Raw genomic sequence first — 21937 nt, forward strand, 5'->3', positions numbered from 1 at the left:
GGCAGGCGCGGTCCCGCGCCTGCCTCGTCCCTTCTCGCCTGCGACACCGCGACCCGCCGTCGAGTCGCGCCGGCGTCAGTGCGTCGACGGCTCCGTCTCGATCTCCGAGCGGTCGCCCGACCACAGCGTGTGGAACACGCCGTCCTCGCCGACCCGCTCGTAGGTGTGCGCGCCGAAGAAGTCGCGCTGGCCCTGGATGAGGGCGGCCGGGAGGCGCTCCGACGCGAGCGAGTCGTAGTAGGACAGCGCCGACGCGAACCCGGGCACGGGGATGCCCGACAGGGCCGCCTTGGCGACGATGCGGCGCCAGGCCTGCTCCCCGTCGCGGACGGCGGCGGCGAAGTAGTCGTCCTCGAGCAGCGTCGCGATGGTGCTGTCGTTCTCGTACGCCTCGACGATGCGGTTGAGGAACTGCGCGCGGATGATGCAGCCGCCGCGCCAGATCTTCGCCACGGCGCCCTTGTCGATGTCCCAGTCGTACTCGAGCGCGCCCGCGATGATCGCGTCGAAGCCCTGGGCGTAGGCCACGATCTTCGAGGCGTAGAGCGCCTTCTGCACGTCGTCCTCGAAGCCGTCGCCCGCCTCCTGCACCTCGGGCCGGCCCTTCAGGGTCGCCTGCACCGCGGCGCGCTGGTCGGGCTTCGACGAGACGGCCCGGGCGAAGACGGCCTCGGCGATGCCGCCGACGGGCACGCCCAGGCCGACGCTGTTCTGCACGGTCCAGACGCCGGTGCCCTTCGAGCCGGCCGCGTCGACGATGGAGTCGACGAGGGGGCCGCCGGTCTTGGCGTCGACCTGGCGCAGCACCTCGGCGGTGATCTCGATCAGGTACGACTCCAGCTCGCCCTCGTTCCACTCCTCGAACACGGCGGCGATGTCGGCCGGCTCGTGGCCGCCGACGCGACGGAGCAGGTCGTACGACTCGGCGATGAGCTGCATGTCGGCGTACTCGATGCCGTTGTGGATCATCTTGACGAAGTGGCCGGCGCCGTCGGAGCCGATGTGCGTGACGCACGGCTCGCCCTCGGCGACCGCGGCGATCGACGCGAGGATCGGGCCGAGGGTCTCGTACGCCTCCTTCGAGCCGCCGGGCATGATCGACGGGCCCTTGAGGGCGCCCTCCTCGCCCCCGGAGATGCCGGCGCCGACGAAGTTCAGGCCTCGCTCCTTGAGGGCTGCCTCGCGCCTCCTCGTGTCCTGGAAGTTCGCGTTGCCGCCGTCGACGATGATGTCGCCCTCCTCGAAGAGGTCGGCGAGCTGGTCGATGACGGCGTCGGTGCCCTTGCCGGCCTGGACCATGATGATCGCGGTGCGCGGCTTCTGCAGCGAGGCGGCGAAGTCCTCGATCGACTTCGAGGCGACGAAGCCGGCGTCGCCGTGCTCGTCCATCAGGGTGTCCGTGCGCCCGGGGGAGCGGTTGTAGACGGCGACGGTGTTGCCCTCGCGGCTGGCGAGGTTGCGGGCCAGGTTCGATCCCATGACGGCCAGGCCGACGACTCCGATGTTCGCCTGGGCGGTGGGGGTGGACTGTTCTCCGTGCTCGGTCACGGTGCCTCCTTGCGGTCGATGACCCCCGCACACTATTCCTCCGTCCTGCGCCCCTGACAGGCACCGTCAGCGCCCTCCGGGGCGCGGACGACACGAGGAGGCGCGTCTACGCTGGTCCGGACGCCGCCGTCCCCGACACCGAGAGGTCCCTGTGCCTGAGACACCGCTGCCCGCCCCGATCCCGCCCGTCGTCGTGATGGGGGTGTCCGGCTCCGGCAAGTCCACGGTCGGCGAGCTCCTCGCGCGGACGGCCGGCGTCCCGTTCGTCGACGCCGACGACCTCCACCCGCAGGCCAACCGCGACAAGATGGCCGCCGGCCACGCGCTCGACGACGACGATCGTGCGCCGTGGCTCGAGATCGTCGCGCAGCGCATCCGCGACGCCGGGGAGGACGGCGTGGTCGTCGCCTGCTCGGCACTGAAGCGCCGCTACCGGGACGTGCTCCGCGGCGGCGACCCGCGCCTCCGCTTCGTGCACCTCACCGGTGTCCGCGAACTCGTGGCCGAGCGGCAGAAGGCACGCAAGGGGCACTTCATGCCGCCCGGGCTGATGGAGTCGCAGTTCGCGACCCTCGAGCCGCTCGGCGACGACGAGCCCGGCTTCGGCGTCGACGTGTCCGCGGGGCCGGACGAGATCGTCGCGGAGGCGCTGGCCCGTCTCGGCGGGCGCTGACGGTCGCCGACGTCCGCGGGTTGGCGACACGCCCGGGTGCCCTGTAACGTAGGGGTCGACTTCGGCGAGGGGTGCTCCGGCACCCGTTATCGACGCGGTAGGCAGGCACTCGGTCTCGTGACATCGTCCCCACGGCTGCGAGGTCCCTCCTCACGCGATCTGCGTTCGAGTTGACATCGACCCACACATCCCGGGCCGCCAGGCCCGCAGAAACGGAGACATCCATGGCTGACGACAACACCCTGTCCGCTCTCGTCCGCACCAGCTTCGGCAAGGGCGCGGCCCGCAAGATCCGCGCGAACGACCAGATCCCCGCGGTCATCTACGGGCACGGCACCGACCCCCAGCACGTCACGCTGCCCGGCCACGAGACGATGCTCATCACGCGTCGCTCGAACGCGCTCATCACCCTCGACATCGAGGGCACCCAGCAGCTCGCCCTCGTCAAGGACATCCAGCGCGACCCGGTGAAGCAGGTCATCGAGCACATCGACCTCATCGTCGTCCGCCAGGGCGAGAAGGTCGAGGTCGACGTCCCCGTGCACATCGAGGGCGAGTCCGCTCCCGGCACGATCCACGTCGTCGAGCTCAACGCCATCACGCTCGAGGTCTCGGCCACCGCGATCCCGCAGTCGGTCGTCGTCTCGATCGAGGGCCTCGAGGACGGCGCGCAGGTGCACGCCTCCGACGTCGTCCTCCCCGAGGGCGCCTCGCTCGTCACCGACGCCGAGGTGCTCATCACGAGCGTCTCCGTCCCGCAGCTCGACCTCACCACCGACGCCGTCGACGACGAGTCGGGCGAGGCAGCCGAGGCCGAGGGCGACGTGCCCTCGATCGAGGACGAAGAGCGCTCCGAGTAACACCGGTCGCAGCACCACCGCACCACGGCGTCGTCCGCGACGCCGACCGCCTGACAGCCCCGCGTGTCTCCCGAGGAGGACCATCCCGTGGACGACTCGCAGTGGCTCGTGGTCGGGCTCGGCAACCCCGGGCCCGACTACGCCGGCACCCGGCACAACGTCGGACAGATGGTGCTCGCCGAGCTGGCGCACCGCCTGTCGGCGAGCTTCAAGAACCACCGCACCAACGCGAGCGTCGCGGAGGGCCGTCCCCAGCCGGGCGGCCCCCGCTTCGTCCTCGCCGCTCCCCGCAGCTTCATGAACCTGTCGGGCGGGCCCGTCGCCGCGCTGCTGAAGTACTACGACCTCGACGTGTCGCGGCTGATCGTCGTGCACGACGAGCTCGACATCGACTTCGACTCGATCAAGCTCAAGCAGGGCGGCGGCCACGGCGGCCACAACGGGCTGCGCGACATCATCGCCGCCACCGGCTCGAACGAGTTCCTGCGCGTGCGCGTCGGCATCGGCCGTCCGCCCGGCCGGCAGCCCGCCGCCGACTACGTGCTCAAGGCCTTCTCGTCGACCGAGCGCAAGGAGCTCCCGCTGCTGCTCGGCGACGCCGCTGACGCGGTCGAGATGATCGTCTCCGACGGCCTCACCGCGGCACAGCTCAAGTTCCACACCGCGAAGGCCTGACCGGGGCCCTGCTCGCTGGCGACCTGCTGCTCCGCTCGCATCGGGGCGGGGCACCGCGGACCGGCGCACTGTCGGCTGTCCCGAGTAGCCTTGTCGGGTGATACTCGCGGGCTTGATCAAGGCGCTCTCGCGCGCCTCCACGTACTCCTCCGCCCTCGACCGGGCTGATCGCAGCACCGACTTCTCGGTGGTCGACGGCCTGCGCGTGCCGCTCCTCGCGGGGCTGCTCGCCAGGCGCGCCGGGCCCCAGGCCATGCTCGTGGTCACCGCCACCGGTCGCGAGTCCGAGGCCGTCCGCCTGTCCCTCGCCAGCTACGTGCCCGGCGCCGAGGTCATCGAGTTCCCCGCGTGGGAGACGCTGCCGCACGAGCGTCTCAGCCCGAGCGCCGAGACCGTCGGCAAGCGGATCCATGCGCTCCGTCGCCTCGCCGCCTGGTCCGCCGAGGCAGAGGCCGCGGGTTCGAGCCCCGAGGCCTCCGCGGGCGTGCGTCCGCTCGTCGTCGTCGCGGGCGTCCGTGCGGCCCTGCAGCCCGTCTCCGACAACCTCGCCGACATCGACCCGGTCGTGCTGACCATCGGCGACCGGGGCCACGACCTCTCTGCGATCGCCCTGCGGCTCGTCGACCTCGCGTACGCGCGCGTCGACATGGTCACCCGGCGTGGCGAGTTTGCGGTGCGCGGAGGCATCCTCGACGTGTTCCCGCCGACGGCCGAGCACCCGGTGCGCGTCGACTTCTTCGGCGACGAGGTCGATCAGCTCCGCACCTTCTCGGTGGCCGACCAGCGCAGCCTCGAGGGCGTCGTGAGCACGGTCGAGCTGCCGCCGAGCCGCGAGATGCTGCTCACCGCGCCCGTGCGCCAGCGTGCCCGCGAGATGCAGCACGAGTTCCCGGGCCTCGCCCAGATGCTCGCCAAGATCGCCGAGGGCATCCCGGTCGAGGGGATGGAGTCGCTGGCGCCGGCGCTGGTCGACCGTCTCGTCCCGCTCACCCACTACCTGCCGGCGGGCGCCTCCGTCGCCGTGCTCTCGCCCGAGCGCGTGCAGTCGCGGGCCAAGAGCCTCGCCGAGACGAACCGCGAGTTCCTGTCCGCGGCGTGGAACGCCGCGACCGCCGGGGCCGCCGCCCCGATCGACCTCGACGCCGGCGACTTCCTCGCGCTCCGCGACCTGCGGGCGGCGGCCGGCGACCGCGCGTGGTTCACGTTCAGCGGCTTCGACTCGGGCGAGGTGCTCACCGACGACGAGGCGGTCCAGGCGGCAGGCGACTACGTGCGCGTCGAGGCCGCCCCCGTGCCGAGCTTCAGCGGGCACGCCGAGGGCGCGCTCGACCACGTCGTCGGCCGCGTGCAGGACGGCTGGAGCGTCGTCGTCACCGCACGGGGCACCGGGCTCGTCGAGCGTGCCCGCGACGTGCTGTCCGAGCAGGGCGTCGCCGCTCGTCTCGTCGACGCTCTGCCCGACGAGCTCGAGCAGGGCGTCGTGCACCTCGTCGCCGGGGGAGTCGAGGCCGGCTTCGAGCTGCCCTCCGCCAAGATCGCCGTCCTCGGCGAGAGCGACTTCTACGGCCGGTCGGCGAACTACGACTCCCGTCAGGTCAAGAAGCTCGCGAGCCGCCGCAAGAACGTCGTCGACCCGCTGCAGCTCAAGCCGGGCGACGTGGTCGTGCACCAGACCCACGGCATCGGCAAGTTCCTCGAGCTGACCAGCCGCGAGGTCTCCTCCGGCGGCCGCAACGCCGTCAAGAACAGCCGCGAGTACCTCGTGCTCGAGTACGCGCCCTCCAAGCGCGGCTACCCCGGCGACAAGCTCTACGTGCCCACCGACCAGCTCGACCTGCTCAGCCGCTACGTCGGCGGCGAGGCGCCCTCGCTCAGCAAGATGGGCGGCAGCGACTGGGCCTCGGCGAAGAGCAAGGCCCGCCGGGCCGTTCGCGACATCGCGGTCGAGCTCGTCAAGCTGTACTCGGCGCGGATGGCGTCGAAGGGGCACGCGTTCCCGCCCGACACCCCGTGGCAGCGCGAGCTCGAGGAGGCGTTCCCGTTCGCCGAGACGCCCGACCAGCTTACGACGATCGACGAGATCAAGGCCGACATGGAACGGCCGATCCCGATGGACCGCCTGCTCTCGGGCGACGTGGGCTACGGCAAGACCGAGGTGGCCGTGCGCGCCGCGTTCAAGGCGATCCAGGACGGCAAGCAGGTCGTGATGCTCGTGCCGACGACGCTGCTCGTCAAGCAGCACTTCGACACGTTCAGCGAGCGCTTCGCCGGGTTCCCCGTGCACCTGCGGAGCCTCAGCCGCTTCCAGTCCGCGAAGGAGAGCAAGGAGACCATCAAGGGGCTCGGCGACGGCACGGTCGACATGGTCATCGGCACCCACCGCCTCCTGAGCGAGGGCATCGCCTACAAAGACGTGGGGCTGGTGATCATCGACGAGGAGCAGCGGTTCGGCGTCGAGCACAAGGACGCCCTGAAGAAGCTCAAGACCAACGTCGACATCCTCGCCATGTCCGCGACGCCCATCCCTCGGTCGCTCGAGATGGCCGTGACCGGCATCCGCGAGATGTCGACCCTCGCGACGCCTCCGGAGGACCGGCACCCGATCCTCACCTTCGTGGGGCCCGAGGGCGAACGGCAGAAGGCCGCGGCGATCCGACGAGAGCTGCTGCGCGAGGGCCAGGTCTTCTACGTGCACAACCGCGTCTCGAGCATCAACCGGGTCGCCGCCGAGATCGCCGAGCTCGTGCCGGAGGCGCGGGTCGCGGTGGCGCACGGCCAGATGGCCGAGTCCACCCTCGAGCAGGTCATGGTCGACTTCTGGGAGCGAAAGTTCGACGTGCTCGTCTCGACGACCATCATCGAGACCGGCCTCGACATCGCCAACGCGAACACCCTGATCATCGACCGGGCCGACAAGTACGGGCTCAGCCAGCTGCACCAGCTCCGCGGCCGGGTCGGTCGCGGCCGTGAGCGCGGCTACGCCTACTTCCTCTACGACCCGGACAAGCCCCTCAGCGAGACCGCACAGGACAGGCTGGAGACGATCGCCGCCAACAACGAGCTCGGCGCCGGCATGCAGGTGGCCCTGAAGGACCTGGAGATCCGCGGAGCCGGCAACCTGCTCGGCGGCGAGCAGTCGGGCCACATCGCGGGCGTCGGCTTCGACCTCTACCTCCGGATGATCGGGGAGGCGGTCGGCGCGTTCCGTGGCGACGTGGCCGAGGGGCAGACCGAGCTGCGGCTCGAGCTGCCCGTCGACGCCCACATCCCCGACGAGTACGTCGAGAGCGAGCGTCTCCGGCTCGAGGCGTACCAGAAGCTCTCGACGGCCAGCGCCCCGACCTCGAGCGACGACCAGATCGACTCGGTGCTCGACGAGCTCACCGACCGCTACGGGACGCCGCCCGCCTCGGTGCTCGCGCTGATCGAGGTCTCCCGCCTCCGGCGAGCGGCGCAGAAGGCCGGGCTCAGCGAGGTCGTCGTCATGGGCAGCAACCTGCGCGTCGCCGGGGCCGACCTGGCGGACAGCATGCAGGTGCGCCTGCAGCGCCTCTACCCGGGCGCTCGGTGGTTCGGCCAGACGAACTCGGTCAGCGTCCCCCTGCCGGTGCGGCACGGGGAGGGGCTGGTCGACGCCGAGCTCATCCTCTGGGTCGAGCAGCTGATGACCTCGATCTACGGCGCGGACGTGCCGCGGCCCGCCGTCGACGGCGTCGCCCCCACGGCCTGACCCGACGGGCGGCCCTCCCGGCCGCCCGTCCACGACGACCCCGGCGGTCAGACGAGGAGGAGCGGTGCACGACGACACAGGACTCGAGGCCGAGGTCCGAGAGCTCTCCGACGTGGTCGAGGCGCTGCTCGCCGACCAGGGCGGCTGCGAGTGGAACCGGGCGCAGACGCACGAGTCGCTCGTCACCTACCTGGTCGAGGAGTGCGCGGAGCTGGTCGAGGCGATCGAGGACGGCACGGTCGACGATCGTCGCGAGGAGCTCGGCGACGTGCTCTACCAGGTGGTCCTGCACGCGGCGATCGCGGCCCGCGCCTCCGCCGGGGCCTTCGACCTGGCCGACGTCGTGCGCGACGTCCGACTCAAGACCGTGCGTCGGCACCCGCACGTGTTCGGCGGAGAGGACGCGGCCGACGTGGACGACATCGTCCGCCTCTGGAGCGCCTCGAAGGCCGTCGAGAAGGCGAGCCGGTCGAGCGCCTACGACGGCGTTCCACGCGGGCTGCCAGCGCTGTCCCGCGCCCAGAAGCTGGAGGGCAGGCGCGTCGCCGCCGGGGCCCCTCCGGCGGTCAGGCGAGCTGCGGGTGCCGAGGCCGACGACGAAGCCGGTGCTGACGCGGACGCCGCCGATGCCGAGCTCGACTGGGGGCGTGACCTGCTCGATGTCGTGGACAGGGCCGGCCGGGACGGCATCGACGCCGAGCGCGCACTGCGCCGAGCGGTGCGGGAGCGCGAGACCCTGTTGCGGGCCGCGGAGCGACGCCGCGACGACGACTGACCCGTCGGAGCCGTCAGACCCGTCGGACCCGTCAGAGCCGTCAGACCCGTCGGACCCGTCAGGGAGGGGGCGCCTCCCTGACCCGAACAGGGAGGCGCCCGCGCGTGGTCCGGTCGGGACGGGAGGCCCACGCGCCTGGGAAGACACGGGCGTCTCGCGACGAATCGACGACAGACCACACCATCGTCATGACGCTCGTTTCTCCTGGGGATCAGTCCAGGGCGAGGACCGTGACGATCCTCCGAATGTAGCCCCTGTCGGGTGACATGTCAATCGAGGGGCGAGGCGTCCCGGTGATCTGGCCCCTGAGGTGGGCAGATCGGGTCTGTTACTGTCCGGTACGCCTGGTCGGGCCGCGCAGGGCGGAGTCGACCGGCTCCTGGAGGAGCGCCGTCGATGCCCCGCAAGCCGGATCCCACGCGCAAGCCCGAGCTCCTCGGCCAGATCGTCGAGCATCTCCGGGGGCGGTCGCTGGCGACGGTGTCGTTCCGCACCCTCGCCGACGCCCTCGGGGTCAGCACGTACGTCTTCGTCTACCACTTCGGCAACCGGGCAGAGCTCGTCGCCGAGATCGTCCGGGCGATCGTCACGCGGGAGGACGACGTCCTGGCCGTCGACGTGGAGCTGCTCGACGAGGCCGCGTTCGAGGCGCACCTGGCGCGCGCGTGGTCGGCGGCCGTCGACGACCGGGGTCGTGACCTCCGACGCCTCGAGACGGAGGCGGCCCTCCTCGAGGTCGTCGCCGGCGACCAGCAGGGTGCGGCTCGCCGGGCCCCCGAGCGCTGGCCCGCGCACCTCGCCCCGTGGCTCACCGCCCGGGGCGTCCCCGTCGTGGACGCCGAGCGGGCTGCGCGTCAGCTGGCCGCCGTGCTCTGGGCGGCGCAGCTCGACTCCGTCCTGTCGGGCGACGTCGAGCGCGCGTCCGGCGTCGCGGCGACGGCCCGCGCCGAGTTCGTCGCCCTCGCACGGCGCTGACGACGGCCCTCGCGGGCTGACGACAGCCCTCCCGGGGCTGACGACGGGATGACGGACCGGGCGGCACGCCCGGTCCGTCGCGACGCCCCACCGCAGGGAAGGCGGGCGTCAGGTCGGCGGTGCGCAACCCGATTCGCTCCGCCGACGCCTCGACAGTACATGCAATGTCACATACGGGCAAGGGGTGCCCGCGATCGTCCTCCCGTCGGCTCTGGGATGATGGTCGGATGCCGTCACACGTGACCCCGCCGCGCGGGATGAGAGACTTCCTGCCCGCCGACAAGCGCCGCCGTGAGCGGGTCCTCTCCGTGGTCCGCGACGTCTACCGGGCGCACGGCTTCGACGAGATCGAGACCCCCGTCGTCGAGTCGAGCGAGTACCTCTTCTCGGGCCTCGGGGGCGACAACGAGAAGCAGGTCTTCGCGGTGCTCCGACGTGGTCTCGACGACGAGGCGCTGCGGGCGGCCTCGTCCGCCCTCGAGCTCGCCGACCTCGGCCTCCGCTTCGACCTCACGGTGCCCCTGGCCCGCTTCTACGCCTCGCACCGAGCCGAGCTGCCGACCGTCTTCCGCAGCGTGCAGATCGCGCCGGTCTGGCGGGCCGAGAAGCCGCAGAAGGGGCGCTACCGCCAGTTCGTCCAGTGCGACATCGACATCCTGGGCGAGGCCGGCCAGCTCGCCGAGATCGAGCTGATCTCGGCCACCACCGCCGTCCTGGCCGCCCTCGGCCTCGACGGCACAACCATCAGGGTCAACGACCGTCGCGTGCTCCTCGGGGTGCTGTCGCACTGGGGCGTCCCCGCCGAGCTGCACGACCGCGCGCTCCTCGAGATCGACAAGCTCGACAAGATCGGCGTCGAGGGCGTCGCGGCCCAGCTCGTGTCGATCGGTGTCGAGGCGCCCGGCATCGCCGACCAGCTGGCCCAGCTCGGCGACGCGACCTGGGACTCGGCGACCGCCTCCCCGCCTCCTGCGTGGCTCGACCAGGGGGCGTTCGGCGACCTGCTGGCGCTCCGGGCGGCACTGCCCGAGGCGAGGCTCGTCTTCGACCCGACACTGGTGCGGGGCATGGGCTACTACACGGGCACGATCTTCGAGGTGGCGCACCCCGACTTCTCGTACTCCCTCGGCGGGGGCGGTCGCTACGACGGCATGATCGGGCGGTTCCTCGGCACCGACGTGCCGGCCGCCGGCTTCTCGCTCGGCTTCGAGCGGATCGTCGACCTCGTCGAGCTCGACGACGCCGACGACGACGGCCTCGTCGTGCTCTACGACAAGGCCGTCGCCCCGGTCGAGCTGCTGGCGCTGCAGAAGGCGCTGGTGTCCCGCGGGGAGGCGCGGGTCCGGCTGCAGAAGCGCGCCAAGAACGTCGGGGGCCAGCTCGACGCCCTCGCGGCGGCCGGGTTCCGGCGCTTCGTCGCGGTACGCGGGGGAGAAGACCCGGACGACCTCGAGGTGCGGCCCCTGGGCTGACCCCCGCCCCGCTCGGCGCCGGTCCGCGCGGCTAGGATCGACACGACCGCGTGCCCCGCACGCACACCGACGACTAAGGAGTTCATCCGTGGCAGAAATCGACGCAGTAGGCGCACGCGAGATCCTCGACTCGCGGGGCAACCCGACGGTCGAGGTCGAGGTCCTGCTCGACGACGGGACCGTGTCGCGCGCGGCCGTCCCCTCGGGCGCATCGACCGGGGCCTTCGAGGCCTACGAGCTGCGCGACGGCGACGAGAGCCGCTACCTCGGCAAGGGCGTCCTCAAGGCGGTCGCCGCCGTGATCGACGAGATCGGCCCCGAGGTCGAGGGCATGGACGCGACCGACCAGCGCCTCGTCGACGCCGCCATGATCGAGCTCGACGGCACCGAGAACAAGTCGCGCCTCGGCGCGAACGCCATCCTCGGCGTCTCGCTCGCCGTCGCCCGCGCCGCCGCCGACTCGGCCGACCTGCCGCTCTTCCGCTACCTCGGCGGCCCGAACGCGCACACCCTGCCCGTGCCGATGCTCAACGTCATCAACGGCGGCTCGCACGCCGACAGCAACGTCGACATCCAGGAGTTCATGATCCTGCCGATCGGCGCGACCTCGTTCGCGGACGCCCTCCGCTGGGGTGCCGAGACCTACCACGCGCTCAAGAGCGAGCTGAAGTCGAAGGGCCTGTCGACGGGCCTCGGCGACGAGGGCGGCTTCGCGCCGGACCTCGAGAGCAACCGTGCCGCGCTCGACCTGTTGGTCGAGGCGATCACCAAGGCCGGCTTCACCCCCGGCAAGGACATCGCGCTCGGCCTCGACGTCGCCTCCAGCGAGTTCTACGCCGACGGCTCGTACACGTTCGAGGGCGAGAAGCGCGACTCCGCGTTCCTCGCCGGCTACTACGCCGACCTCGTGTCGGCCTACCCGCTCGTCACCATCGAGGACCCCCTCGACGAGGACGACTGGGAGGGCTGGGCCCACCTGACGAGCGAGATCGGCTCGAAGACGCAGATCGTCGGCGACGACCTGTTCGTGACGAACCCCGAGCGCCTCGCCCGCGGCATCGCCGCCGGCGCCGCGAACTCGATCCTCGTCAAGGTCAACCAGATCGGCACGCTGACCGAGTCGCTCGACGCCGTCTCGCTCGCGCAGCGCAGCGGCTACACGACCGTGCTGTCGCACCGCTCCGGCGAGACCGAGGACACGACGATCGCCGACCTCGCCGTCGCGACCGACGCGGGCCAGATCAAGACGGGCGCCCCCGCCCGCAGCGAGCGCGTCGCGAAGTACAACCAGCTGCTCCGCATCGAGGAGGAGCTGGGCGACGCAGCCCGCTACGCCGGCTACTCGGCGTTCCCGCGCTTCTCGGCGTAGCGCCGCAGAGCTGTGCCCGACGGGGCCCACGTCCTCGACGTGGTCCCCGCACCGAGGCCCGTTCCCCCTGGGGGAGCGGGCCTCTCGGCGTTCCGTGACCGTGCCCCCTCGCGGGTCGTCTACCCTCGGGAGCATGCCCCGTGAGTCCCCGACCCGACGCGTGCCCGTCGCCTTCGCGTCGCGCGAGACCGCCGCGGGCGGCTGGCTCCGCAGCATCCGCTTCTCCGGCTTCAGCCTGCTGATGCTCGTCATCCTCGTGCTGTTCGTGGTCGTGCTCGCGCCGTCGCTCCGCACCCTGGTCCAGCAGCAGCAGCAGATCGCGTCCCTCCAGCAGGACGTGCGCGACCAACGCGACGACGTCGACGACCTCCAGGGCGACGTCGCGCGGTGGAGCGACCCCGCGTACATCGAGGCCCAGGCCCGGGACCGGCTGCTCTACGTCTACCCCGGCGAGTACAGCTACCTCGTGATGGGTGCGGACGCCGACGCGGCGGCGCCGTCGCAGGCGCCCATCAGCGACACGCTCCAGACCCCGCAGGTCGACTGGGTCGCCGCGATGATGTCGTCCGTGATCGACGCCGGCCTCAGCGACGAACCCGCGACCGAGCTGGTCGCGCCCGACATCGGCGGCGCGCCCCTGCCGTCCTCCACGACAGGCGGCACCCCGTGACGACCCCTCCCTTCGAGCCCGTCAGCGAGCGCGACGTCCGGCTCGTCACCGCGATGCTCGGTCGCCCCGCCCGCGACGTGATCGGCATCCCCGCACGCTGCGTCTGCGGCAACCCGACCGTCGTCGCGACGAAGCCGCGCCTCGCCGACGGCACGCCGTTCCCGACGCTCTACTACCTGTGCCACCCGGGGGCCACGGCCGCGATCTCGACCCTCGAGGCGAACGGCGTCATGGCCGAGCTGACCGAGCTGCTCGCCGCGGACGACGACCTCAGGAGGCGCTACCACGACGCGCACGACGCCTACCTCGCCGACCGCGAGGGGATCGAGCACGTGGCCGAGATCGCGCACGTGACCGCCGGGGGCATGCCCGAGCGCGTCAAGTGCCTGCACGCCCTCGCGGGGCACGCCCTCTCGGCGGGGCCGGGCGTCAACCCACTCGGCGACCTCGCCGTCGAGCGCTCGAGCTGGAGCCCCGACGTGTGCCGCTGCGGCGACTACCTGGGCGAGGCCGGCGGCGAGGCGGGCGACGAGGCGGCGGCGGCCGACGAGACCGCTCCCAGCGCGGCGACCGGTGCGGGCGGCGTGACCGCCGCCTCCTCCGCTCCGCCCGAGGCAGGCTGACGCAGGTGCGCCGCACCGGGGGGCGCGCGGCGACCAGGGCGCTGGCGACGAGCGTGCTCGTGGTGACGACGGCCGCGGGGCTCACGCTCGCGCCCGCCGCGGCGGCGTCCGCCGACAGCATCCGCGACGCGCAGTACTGGCTGTCCGACTACGGGGTGCAGCAGGCGTGGCAGACGACGCGCGGCGCGGGCGTCACGGTCGCCGTGATCGACACGGGCGTCGACGGCTCCGTCCGCGAGCTGCAGGGTGCCGTCGTCGGGGGCACGGACATGTCCGGGCAGGGCTCCGCCGACGGCCAGAGCCCGGTCGGCTCCGACGACCCTGCCCACGGGACCCTCGTCGGCTCCCTGCTCGCGGGACGAGGCACGGCGACCGGCGACGGCGTGGTCGGCGTCGCGCCCGAGGCCGACCTCCTGTCGATCTCGGTGGGCTTCGGCGCCGGCGCGGTCGACTCCGACCAGCAGATCGCCGACGCCGTCACCTGGGCCGTCGACCACGGCGCCGACGTGATCAACATGTCCCTGACCCGCAACACCCTCGACTGGCCCACGAGCTGGGACGAGGCGTTCCTGCACGCGCAGGAGGAGGACGTCGTCGTGGTCGCGGCGGCCGGCAACCGCGGCAGCGGCACGACCGAGGTCGGCGCACCCGCCACGATGCCGGGCGTCCTCACCGTCGCCGGCGTGGACCGGTCGGGCGCGGCGAGCTTCGACGCCTCCAGCCAGGGCATCACCATCGGCGTCTCGGCCCCCAGCGAGAAGCTCGTCGGCGTCGGCCCGGGCGACGTGCACTACAGCTGGAGCGGCACCAGCGGCGCGACGCCCCTGGTCGCCGGCATGGTCGCCCTCGTGCGGAGCGCGCACCCCGAGCTCGGCGCGGCCGACGTGATCAACAGGGTCGTCTCGACGGCCGACCCGAGGGGCGCCTCGCAGCCCGACCCGCTCTACGGGTACGGCCTCGTCGACGCGGCCGCCGCCGTCCAGCGCACCGTCGCGCCCGTCACGGCGAACCCGATGGGCGACCTCGCCGAGTGGATCCGGGTGCACCGACGAGCCGACGCCCCCGCGCCGAGCGCCGGTGCGGTGGCCCCGGTCCAGCCCGCGCCGGTGCCGACGCCGCAGAGCGACGGCGACCACCCCCTCCGTGCGCTGCTCCCCACGGTCGAGTCGATGCGCTCGACCGGGCTGCCGCTGATCGTCTTCGCGGTCTTCGGCGCGGCGCTCGTCGCCGTCGGGGCGGGCGCGGCCCGCCAGTTCAGGCGACGACACGAGCAGGAGTAAAGTCGTCGTGCCACCCCACCACCTCGAGGAGTTCACCCCTGTGCCCAAGATCCTGATCGTCGGCGGCGGCTACGCCGGTTTCTACACAGCCTGGAAGCTCGAGAAGTGGCTGCGCGCCGGGGAGGCGGAGGTCACGATCGTCGACCCGCTGCCGTACATGACGTACCAGCCGTTCCTCCCGGAGGTGGCAGCCGGCTCCATCGAGCCGCGTCACGCGGTCGTCTCGCTGCGTCGTCACCTGAAGAAGACGAACGTCGTCACGGCCAAGGTCACCAAGGTCGACCACGCCACGAAGACGGCGACGATCACGCCCGAGGTCGGCGACCCGTGGACGGTCGACTACGACCAGGTCGTCATGACCGCCGGCGCCGTGTCGCGCACGTTCCCGATCCCGGGCGTCGCCGACGAGGCGATCGGCCTCAAGACCATCGAAGAGGCGGCGGCGATCCGCGACAAGCTCCTCACCAACTTCGCGGCGGCCGCGAACCTGCCCGCCGGTGCCGCACGCGACCGTCTGCTGACCGTCACGGTCGTCGGCGGCGGCTTCGCCGGCATCGAGGTGTTCGCCGAGCTGCGCAGCTTCGCCAGCGACCTGCTCAAGAAGTACCCGCAGCTCACCATCGACGACACGCACTTCCACCTCGTCGAGGCCATGGGCCGCATCATGCCCGAGGTGTCGCTCGAGACCAGCCACTGGGTGCTCAAGAACCTCGCCGAGCGCGCCGCCACGGTGCACCTCGACACGCAGCTGAAGTCCGCCGTGGGCGGCGTCATCGAGCTCTCGACGGGCGAGTCGTTCGAGTCCGACCTGATCGTCTGGACGGCCGGCGTCATGGCCAACCCGATGGTGCGCAGCACCGACCTGCCCCTCGAGGAGAGGGGGCGGATCACCGTCAAGGCCGACCTCCGGGTCGTCGACGGCGAGACGATCGTCCCCGACGCCTGGGCCTGCGGCGACGTCGCGGCCACGCCCGACCTGACCGGCAAGGGCGTCGGCGGCTTCTGCGTGCCCAACGCGCAGCACGCCGTCCGCATGGGCAAGCACCTCGCCAAGAACATCACCGCGTCGCTGCGCGGCGAGGGCGTCGCCGACTACCGTCACGACAACCTCGGCGCAGTCGCCGGCCTCGGCGTCGGCGTGGGCGTGTTCCAGAGCGGCAAGTTCGTGCTCAAGGGCCTGCCGGCCTGGGCCGCGCACCGTGGCTACCACGGCCTCGCGATGCCCTCGTTCGAGCGCAAGTTCCGCGTCGCCACCGGCTGGTGGAACAACTTCTGGCTCGGTCGCGACATCGTCTCGCTCGACAACCGCGAGCGTCCCCGCGCCGCCTTCGAGGAGTTCGCGTCGCGCCCCAAGACCGAGGCCGCCGCCCCGGCCGCCCCTGCGACGCCCGAGCTCGGCAAGGTCGCCGGCGAGCCCGGCCCGGCCTACGCGAACCCGGCCGACGAGAAGGGCGCGCCCGCCGAGGGCGAGGCCGAGAAGCCTGCCCGCAAGGCTCCCGCCCGCAAGCCGGCGGCGAAGAAGACGGCCGCGAAGGCCGACGCCGACGCTTCGGTGCCTGCCGACGCCGGGCGCGGCTCGCTGTCGACCAGCGACTGACTCGACCCGCCACTGAGTCGACCAGCACTCACGACGCCCGCCCGCTGACCCCAGCGCGGCGGGCGTCGTCGTGTCGTCACCGGGATCGTAGGCTGGGGGGCACGCCCTCGTAGCCCAACGGTCAGAGGCAGGCGACTTAAAATCGCTTCAGTCAGGGTTCGAATCCCTGCGGGGGCACTCCGCTCCGCTCCGGCCCCCGCCGGGATCCGAACCCTGACACGGCCCGACGACTGAAGGCCCGACGACGCTGGCGCGTCGTCCGTGCGGGGGCACTCCAGCTCCTCCTCTTCCCCCCGGGGGCGTGAGCCGTCACGAACGGCTGTCACGCGCCTCCGGACGAGCGCCTCCTGACGGTTCGTGTCCGCGCCGCGGGCGGGTAGGGAGGAGCGGCTAGAGCGCGCGTCGGGTCGGCTCCACGTAGGTGACCCACAGCCAGGCCGCGACGGCGAGCAGTGCCGCCACGAGGCTCGTCACCAGCAGCACTGGCAGGGGGAACGACGAGGAGGGGGCGCCCACGAACACGGCGGCCGCGACGGAGACCCCCACCACGGCCAGGGCGACGTAGATCCCCTTCGACCAGGCCCACACGTGCCGTCCCGGCATCGAGCCGAGCGGCAGCAGCTGGACGACCAGGGAGCCGAGGCCGGCGAGGCAGACCGTGGCGAGGGCCTCCCGGCCGAGCTGCGGCCAGGCGCCCGGTGCGTCGACGAGGCCGTGCAGCACCCAGGCCGCAGCGGGGACGACGACGGTCGCAGCGAGCTGGACCGCCGCGGCGATGCCGCGGTCGCGTCGACCGGGGTTCCGCCCCGCTCCCACGGCGTGCCCGCCGTGGTGGTGGACGGCGCCCAGGGTCCCGACGAGCAGCACGCCGAGCACGAGCGCGGGATCGAGGGAGAAGACCCGGGTGGCGCCGCAGGCGACCACCGCGGCCAGCAGAAGGCCGGGCGACATCCGGACACGGACGGCGAGGCCGAGGCGCCGGGCGACGAGCACCGCGGGGAGGACGACCACGAGGCCGTTCAGCACGACGAGCCCCAGGACGATCCCTGCGAGGAGGCGCGCGTACTGCACCTGTCCGTCGACGCCCGCGGCGACGGCGATGGCGGCGGCGCCTCCTGCCAGGGCGAGGCCGGCGGCGACGCGGGGGTCGACGGTGCCCCGGTTGAACGAGGTGGGCAGCTCGGACGACCGGTTGCGACCGGTCAGACGGGCTGCGCGGGGGCGGAGCCGACCGCGGGCGGCGGCCGCCGCGAGCCGGGAGGGCCCCGCGACGAGGACGAGGAACAGCAGCGCCACGGCCGCGCCCAGCGGCCAGACCGGGCCGCCGAGCGTCTGGGCGAGCGTGGGCAGGCCAGCGCCGAACGTCGTCGCGGTCGCCCAGGTGCCGGTCTGCGTTCCCTGGCCGGCGCCGGGGGGCGTGCCGGCGCCTCCCTCGCCGCCGGGTCCGGTCGGAGGAGGCGCGGTCGTCGACCCTCCGTCGGACGGTCCGGGGGGAGCGGTCGAGGGCGGCACCGGAGCGGGAGAGGGCGTCGCCGTCGCACCGGGTCGCGGCGTCGCCGTGGCACCCGGCGCGGCCGGGGCGGCTGCCGCAGCGCCGACCGTGACCCGCACGGCGGCGCTCGGCGGCCCGAAGTTCCCGGCCGGGTCGACGAGGGCGGCCTGGACCAGTCGGTCACCGTCGGCGAGCTCGCTGCCCCCGGCGCTGCACGACCAGGTCCCTCCGCCCGAGACTGTCGCCTGGCAGACCGGCGTGCTGTCGACGTAGACCGTCGCGAGGGCCCCGGCCTCGCCCGTGCCGGAGACGGTGAGGGGCAGGGCGGCGACGCGTTGGCCGGACGTGGGGCTCGTCACGACGGGCGCGGCAGGGGCGTCGCGGTCGACGGTGACGCTCGACGGCCGCGAGGAGGCGGAGACGGGGACGGCGGGCACGGCGGACGACGACTGCACGGCCCGCACGTCGTGGCGGCCGGAGGGGAAGCCCGCAGCGGGCAGCACGGCGACCCAGCCGCCGTCGGCCGAGACGGTCGCCGTGGCGGTGGCCCCCGAGCCCGAGGTCACGGTGACGACGGCGCCCGGGAAGGCGGTGCCGCCGAGCTTGGCGCCGACGAGCAGACCCGAGCCGACGGTCGGCGCGGCGAGGACCGAGAAGGAGGAGGAGGTCACGGGATCGACGTCGGTGTGGTCGAGGTCGGTGACGACGACCGTCCAGCCCGCGCCGCTCGGGACGGTCGCCGTGCAGGTCCAGGAGCCGCTCGAGGTCGTGGCCACGGACGCACAGAGGTCGCGGTAGGTGCCGTTGCTCGTGAGCGCGACCTTGACCCGGGCCCCGGGGGTCGCGTCGCCGGAGGCCGTGACGGAGCCCGTCGGGCTGTCGGCCACCGGCCCGACCGTCGGGGCGACGGGCGTCGGGCCGGGAGTCGGGGTCGGCGACCCGAGCTGGGGCGACGGCGTCTGCGTGGGGGCCCCCGCCGCCTCCACGGGGCCGACCGGCCCGCCCGCCACGGCGAGCCCGGCCAGCACGGTCCCCAGGACGAGCAGCCACGCGAGCCGAGCCCGTCGGGTGCGTCGGCGCGCGCCGGCCGCGCGTCCGGCGACGGAGGCGGGACGCGGCGAGGGAGAGGTCGTGGTGTCGAGCACTGCTCCCCATTCAGCACGGTGCGTGAGCACCTGTCAATCGGTCGCGCGGACCAGTTTGCGACGACGGCCCGGCATCCGACAGGTGATGTCGAGAGTTCCCCCCGAAAGACGCCCCGTCCACGGGGAGCCCCCATCCGGCGCATTTATAGTGGCCCACGCATCGACGTGACCCTCGACCGGCATCCCGAGGACGACCGCGACGCGTCCACCCGAGCCGCATCCCCAAGGAGTCACCACCCATGCAACCGGCCCTCATCGCCACCCTGGTCGCCGTCGGGATCATCGTCCTGCTCGTCGTGATCGCCGGCATCTACCTCTGGTCGACCTACAACAGCCTGGTCACGCTCAAGGTCCGCGTCGACGAGGCGTGGAGCGACATCACGATCCAGCTCAAGCGCCGGGCCGACCTGATCCCGAACATCATCGAGTCGGTCAAGGGGTACGCGTCGCACGAGGCCAAGGTGTTCCAGAACGTCACGGAGGCGCGGGCCGAGACCCTGGGGGCGCAGACGCCTGCCGAGGCGTCCGCCGCCGAGGGCCACATGCAGACGGCGCTGAAGAGCATCTTCGCGGTGTCGGAGGCCTACCCGCAGCTCCAGGCGAGCCAGAACTTCCTGCAGCTGCAGTCGGAGCTCGTCGACACCGAGGACAAGATCCAGGCTGCCCGCCGCTTCTACAACGGCGGCGTCCGCGAGTTCAACACCAAGACGCGCACGTTCCCCAACACCCTCTTCGTGAAGCGCCTCGGCTTCACCGAGCGCGACTTCTTCGAGGTGGCCGAGCCCTCGGCCATCGCCGAGCCGCCGCGCGTCCAGTTCTAGCGCCGCGCCTCCGCCAGGGCTCCTGCCATGTACTCGGCCATCGCGCGGAACAAGCGCAACACGGTCTTCATCGTCCTGATCTTCCTGCTCATCGTGGGCGCCCTGGGCTTCGCCGCGTCCGCCCTCTGGAACAGCCCCTCCATCGGGTTCGTCGTCCTCGTCGGCGCCGCGGTCTACGCGCTGATCCAGTACTTCGCGGCCGCTCGCCAGGCGCTCTCGATGAGCGGCGCGCAGGAGGTCGACGCGACGACGGCACCGCGCCTCTGGCGCACGGTCGAGAACCTCTCGATCACCATGGGCATGCCGATGCCGAAGGTGTACGTCGTCGTCGACCCTGCCCCCAACGCCTTCGCGACCGGGCGTGACCCCGAGCACGCGGTCGTCGCGGCGACCACGGGCCTGCTCGGCCTCATGGACGACGCCGAGCTGCAGGGAGTCATGGCCCACGAGATGGGCCATGTGAAGAACTACGACATCCGGGTCTCGACCATGGTCTTCGGGCTGGTCGTCGCGGTGGGGTTCCTGGCCGATGTCCTGATGCGCATGTCGTTCCTCAGCGCGCTCACCGGAGGCCGGAACAACAACAACGGGAACGGTGGTGGCGGCGGCTCGAACCCCGTGTTCCTGGTGCTCGGGCTCGTCGCGATGATCATCGCGCCCCTCGCCGCCGCGGGCGTCCAGGCGGCGGTGTCCCGTCAGCGCGAGTACCTCGCCGACGCCACCGGGGCGCTCACCACCCGCCACCCTGAGGGGCTGGCCAGCGCGCTCGAGAAGCTCGGCGCCTACGGTCGCCCCATGCAGCAGCAGAGCACCTCGATGTCGCACCTGTGGATCAGCGACCCGATGAAGCCGGGCGTCATGGACCGCCTCTTCAGCACGCACCCCCCGCTCGCCGACCGGGTAGCGCGGCTCCGCGAGAACGCGACGCGTTTCTAGTCGGGGACCGCGCCCGAGCCGGAGCCGGCGAGCGAGCCAGCGACCGGGCCGGCGATCGAGCCTGAGCCCGAGGCCGTGACGGCGGGCCCGAGCTCGTCGGCGAGGTCGCCCCGGGGCACGACCTCGACCTCGTCGAGCCCCTGCCAGGCGGCGGCCCGGCCGAGCAGCGCTGCGAGGCGCTCGACGTCGACGGGCAGGTCACGCTCGTGCCACGACGCCTGCACGCGCAGGACGCCCGCCTGCCGGTCGCTCTTGAGGTCGACGCGGGCGACGAGCTGGTCGTCCTGCAGCACGGGCAGCACGTAGTAGCCGTGCACACGCTTGGCCTGGGGCGTGTAGATCTCGATGCGGTAGCGGAACCCGAAGAGGCGCTCGGCCCGGGGGCGGTGCCACACGACGGGGTCGAACGGTGACAACAGGGCGTCGGCGTCGAGGCGCCGGGGCAGCCGTGCCTCGGTGTGCAGCCACGCGGGGGACGCCCACCCGTCGACCGTCACCGGCCGGACGACGCCGGCGTCGTGCAGTTCGCGGAGGGCAGGCACCACGTCGACCGCCTTCAGCCGCCAGTAGTCGGCGAGGTCGGAGGCGGTCGCGACGCCGGAGGCGCGGGCCGCGTGGGCGACCAGCTGACGGTGCGCGTCGGCACGGTCGACCTCGACGCCGAGGACGGCGTCGGGCAGGACCTGGTCGGGCAGTGCGTAGACGCGCTCGAAGCGGCGACGGCCGGCGCTCACGAGCGAGCCCACGCGGAAGAGCGCCTCGAGCCCGCGCTTGACGTCGCCCCAGCCCCACCAGGGGCCGGTGCGGGTCGGCGACGGGAACAGGTCGGCGTCGTGCTCGACCAGGCTCGCGGGCAGCGGGCCCTTCTCGCGGATCTCGTCGAGCAGCCACCGGGCCATCTCGGGCTTCGTCGAGAGCCAGGAACCCTCGTCGGCCCGCCAGCGGCCGTCGTGGTCGCGCATCCGCCAGCGCATGAGCGGCCAGGTCGCGACCGGCAGGATGGCCGCCTCGTGCGCCCAGTACTCGACGAACCGGCCGCGAGGCGCGAACACCAGCCGGTCGAGCGCGTCGCGGTCGTACTGGCCCAGCCGGGCGAAGACGGGGAGGTGGTGGCTGCGCTCGAAGACGTTCACCGAGTCGATCTGCAGCAGGCCGAGCCGGTCGACGAGACCGGTGAGCTGGCGGGTGCCGACGGTCGTCGAACCCGGGGCCGCCGTCGGCCGGCCGAGGCCCTGCGCCGCCAGGGCGACACGGCGGGCGAGGGCAGGGGAGAGGCGGTCACGAGGCACGGTGCGA

General features: G+C 72.8%; 16 protein-coding genes, 1 tRNA gene and 1 pseudogene. 15 read left to right on the top strand and 3 right to left on the bottom strand.

Annotated elements, in window-relative coordinates; genetic code table 11:
- Positions 1-75 precede the first annotated feature (75 nt).
- Positions 76-1479, bottom strand: a complete 1404-nt coding sequence (gene gndA, locus IFT77_RS08445; protein ID WP_244638688.1) for an NADP-dependent phosphogluconate dehydrogenase — start codon at positions 1477-1479, stop codon at positions 76-78.
- A gap of 220 nt (positions 1480-1699) precedes the next feature.
- Between gndA and IFT77_RS08450 the strand changes: the two genes are divergently transcribed.
- From IFT77_RS08450 to IFT77_RS08510, 13 genes and pseudogenes are all read left to right on the top strand, one after another.
- Positions 1700-2221 carry a gluconokinase gene (locus tag IFT77_RS08450; protein WP_371740990.1) on the top strand — a complete coding sequence of 174 codons (522 nt, stop codon included), beginning with the start codon at positions 1700-1702 and terminating at the stop codon, positions 2219-2221.
- Between the two features lie 224 nt (positions 2222-2445).
- Entirely contained in the window at positions 2446-3081 is a 636-nt protein-coding gene (locus IFT77_RS08455) for a 50S ribosomal protein L25/general stress protein Ctc (protein ID WP_146903971.1), read from the top strand.
- Positions 3082-3168: 87 nt separating this feature from the next.
- Positions 3169-3756, top strand: a complete 588-nt coding sequence (gene pth / locus IFT77_RS08460) for an aminoacyl-tRNA hydrolase (protein ID WP_146903974.1) — start codon at positions 3169-3171, stop codon at positions 3754-3756.
- Positions 3757-3853: 97 nt separating this feature from the next.
- On the top strand, positions 3854-7486 hold the full coding sequence (mfd, locus tag IFT77_RS08465; RefSeq protein ID WP_192169731.1) for a transcription-repair coupling factor: 3633 nt from the start codon (positions 3854-3856) through the stop codon (positions 7484-7486).
- A 64-nt stretch (positions 7487-7550) separates the two neighbouring features.
- Positions 7551-8261, top strand: a complete 711-nt coding sequence (locus IFT77_RS08470) for a MazG nucleotide pyrophosphohydrolase domain-containing protein (protein WP_192169732.1) — start codon at positions 7551-7553, stop codon at positions 8259-8261.
- A gap of 396 nt (positions 8262-8657) precedes the next feature.
- The gene (locus IFT77_RS08475; protein ID WP_192169733.1) at positions 8658-9236 is read left to right on the top strand and encodes a TetR/AcrR family transcriptional regulator; all 579 of its coding nucleotides are present in this window, start codon (positions 8658-8660) and stop codon (positions 9234-9236) included.
- A 227-nt stretch (positions 9237-9463) separates the two neighbouring features.
- On the top strand, positions 9464-10708 hold the full coding sequence (gene hisS / locus IFT77_RS08480) for a histidine--tRNA ligase (RefSeq protein WP_192169734.1): 1245 nt from the start codon (positions 9464-9466) through the stop codon (positions 10706-10708).
- Between the two features lie 88 nt (positions 10709-10796).
- The gene (gene eno, locus IFT77_RS08485; RefSeq protein ID WP_133738477.1) at positions 10797-12077 is read left to right on the top strand and encodes a phosphopyruvate hydratase; all 1281 of its coding nucleotides are present in this window, start codon (positions 10797-10799) and stop codon (positions 12075-12077) included.
- Between the two features lie 133 nt (positions 12078-12210).
- The gene (locus tag IFT77_RS08490) at positions 12211-12747 is read left to right on the top strand and encodes a septum formation initiator family protein (RefSeq protein WP_192041078.1); all 537 of its coding nucleotides are present in this window, start codon (positions 12211-12213) and stop codon (positions 12745-12747) included.
- Positions 12744-13244 (top strand): annotated as a pseudogene (locus IFT77_RS08495) (DUF501 domain-containing protein); the annotation flags it as partial. The gene IFT77_RS08490 and the pseudogene IFT77_RS08495, both read left to right, overlap by 4 nt.
- Positions 13245-13375: 131 nt before the next feature.
- Positions 13376-14650, top strand: coding sequence for a S8 family serine peptidase (locus tag IFT77_RS08500; RefSeq protein ID WP_192169736.1), 1275 nt, complete (start codon positions 13376-13378; stop codon positions 14648-14650).
- A 40-nt stretch (positions 14651-14690) separates the two neighbouring features.
- Positions 14691-16247: an FAD-dependent oxidoreductase gene (locus IFT77_RS08505; RefSeq protein ID WP_192169932.1), complete on the top strand. Its 1557-nt coding sequence runs from the start codon at positions 14691-14693 to the stop codon at positions 16245-16247.
- Positions 16248-16350: 103 nt separating this feature from the next.
- Positions 16351-16424, top strand: a tRNA-Leu gene (locus IFT77_RS08510).
- Positions 16425-16637: 213 nt separating this feature from the next.
- Here IFT77_RS08510 and IFT77_RS08515 read toward each other — a convergent pair.
- Complete coding sequence (locus IFT77_RS08515) at positions 16638-18884, bottom strand: hypothetical protein (RefSeq protein ID WP_192169737.1); 2247 nt, start codon at positions 18882-18884, stop codon at positions 16638-16640.
- Between the two features lie 239 nt (positions 18885-19123).
- Between IFT77_RS08515 and IFT77_RS08520 the strand changes: the two genes are divergently transcribed.
- Both IFT77_RS08520 and IFT77_RS08525 read left to right on the top strand, forming a co-directional pair.
- Positions 19124-19705: a LemA family protein gene (locus IFT77_RS08520; protein WP_197980644.1), complete on the top strand. Its 582-nt coding sequence runs from the start codon at positions 19124-19126 to the stop codon at positions 19703-19705.
- 27 nt (positions 19706-19732) lie between these two features.
- Entirely contained in the window at positions 19733-20641 is a 909-nt protein-coding gene (locus IFT77_RS08525; RefSeq protein ID WP_192041082.1) for a M48 family metalloprotease, read from the top strand.
- Here IFT77_RS08525 and IFT77_RS08530 read toward each other — a convergent pair.
- Positions 20638-21930 (bottom strand): DNA glycosylase AlkZ-like family protein, encoded by a 1293-nt coding sequence (locus IFT77_RS08530; RefSeq protein ID WP_192169738.1) that lies wholly within the window; start codon positions 21928-21930, stop codon positions 20638-20640. The genes IFT77_RS08525 and IFT77_RS08530 overlap by 4 nt on opposite strands.
- Positions 21931-21937 lie beyond the last annotated feature (7 nt).

Source organism: Frigoribacterium sp. CFBP 13729, from assembly GCF_014841875.1.
In the GTDB taxonomy this organism is placed as follows: Bacteria; Actinomycetota; Actinomycetes; order Actinomycetales; family Microbacteriaceae; genus Frigoribacterium.

What these genes read in the sequence shown, in the direction of transcription:
- IFT77_RS08525 (WP_192041082.1), top strand. Translation starts at nt 19,733, where the DNA reads ATGTACTCGGCCATCGCGCGGAACAAGCGCAACACGGTCTTCATCGTC.
- IFT77_RS08475 (WP_192169733.1), top strand. Translation starts at nt 8,658, where the DNA reads ATGCCCCGCAAGCCGGATCCCACGCGCAAGCCCGAGCTCCTCGGCCAG.
- hisS (WP_192169734.1), top strand. Translation starts at nt 9,464, where the DNA reads ATGCCGTCACACGTGACCCCGCCGCGCGGGATGAGAGACTTCCTGCCC.
- gndA (WP_244638688.1), bottom strand. Translation starts at nt 1,479, where the DNA reads ATGGGATCGAACCTGGCCCGCAACCTCGCCAGCCGCGAGGGCAACACC.
- IFT77_RS08455 (WP_146903971.1), top strand. Translation starts at nt 2,446, where the DNA reads ATGGCTGACGACAACACCCTGTCCGCTCTCGTCCGCACCAGCTTCGGC.
- IFT77_RS08520 (WP_197980644.1), top strand. Translation starts at nt 19,124, where the DNA reads ATGCAACCGGCCCTCATCGCCACCCTGGTCGCCGTCGGGATCATCGTC.
- IFT77_RS08490 (WP_192041078.1), top strand. Translation starts at nt 12,211, where the DNA reads ATGCCCCGTGAGTCCCCGACCCGACGCGTGCCCGTCGCCTTCGCGTCG.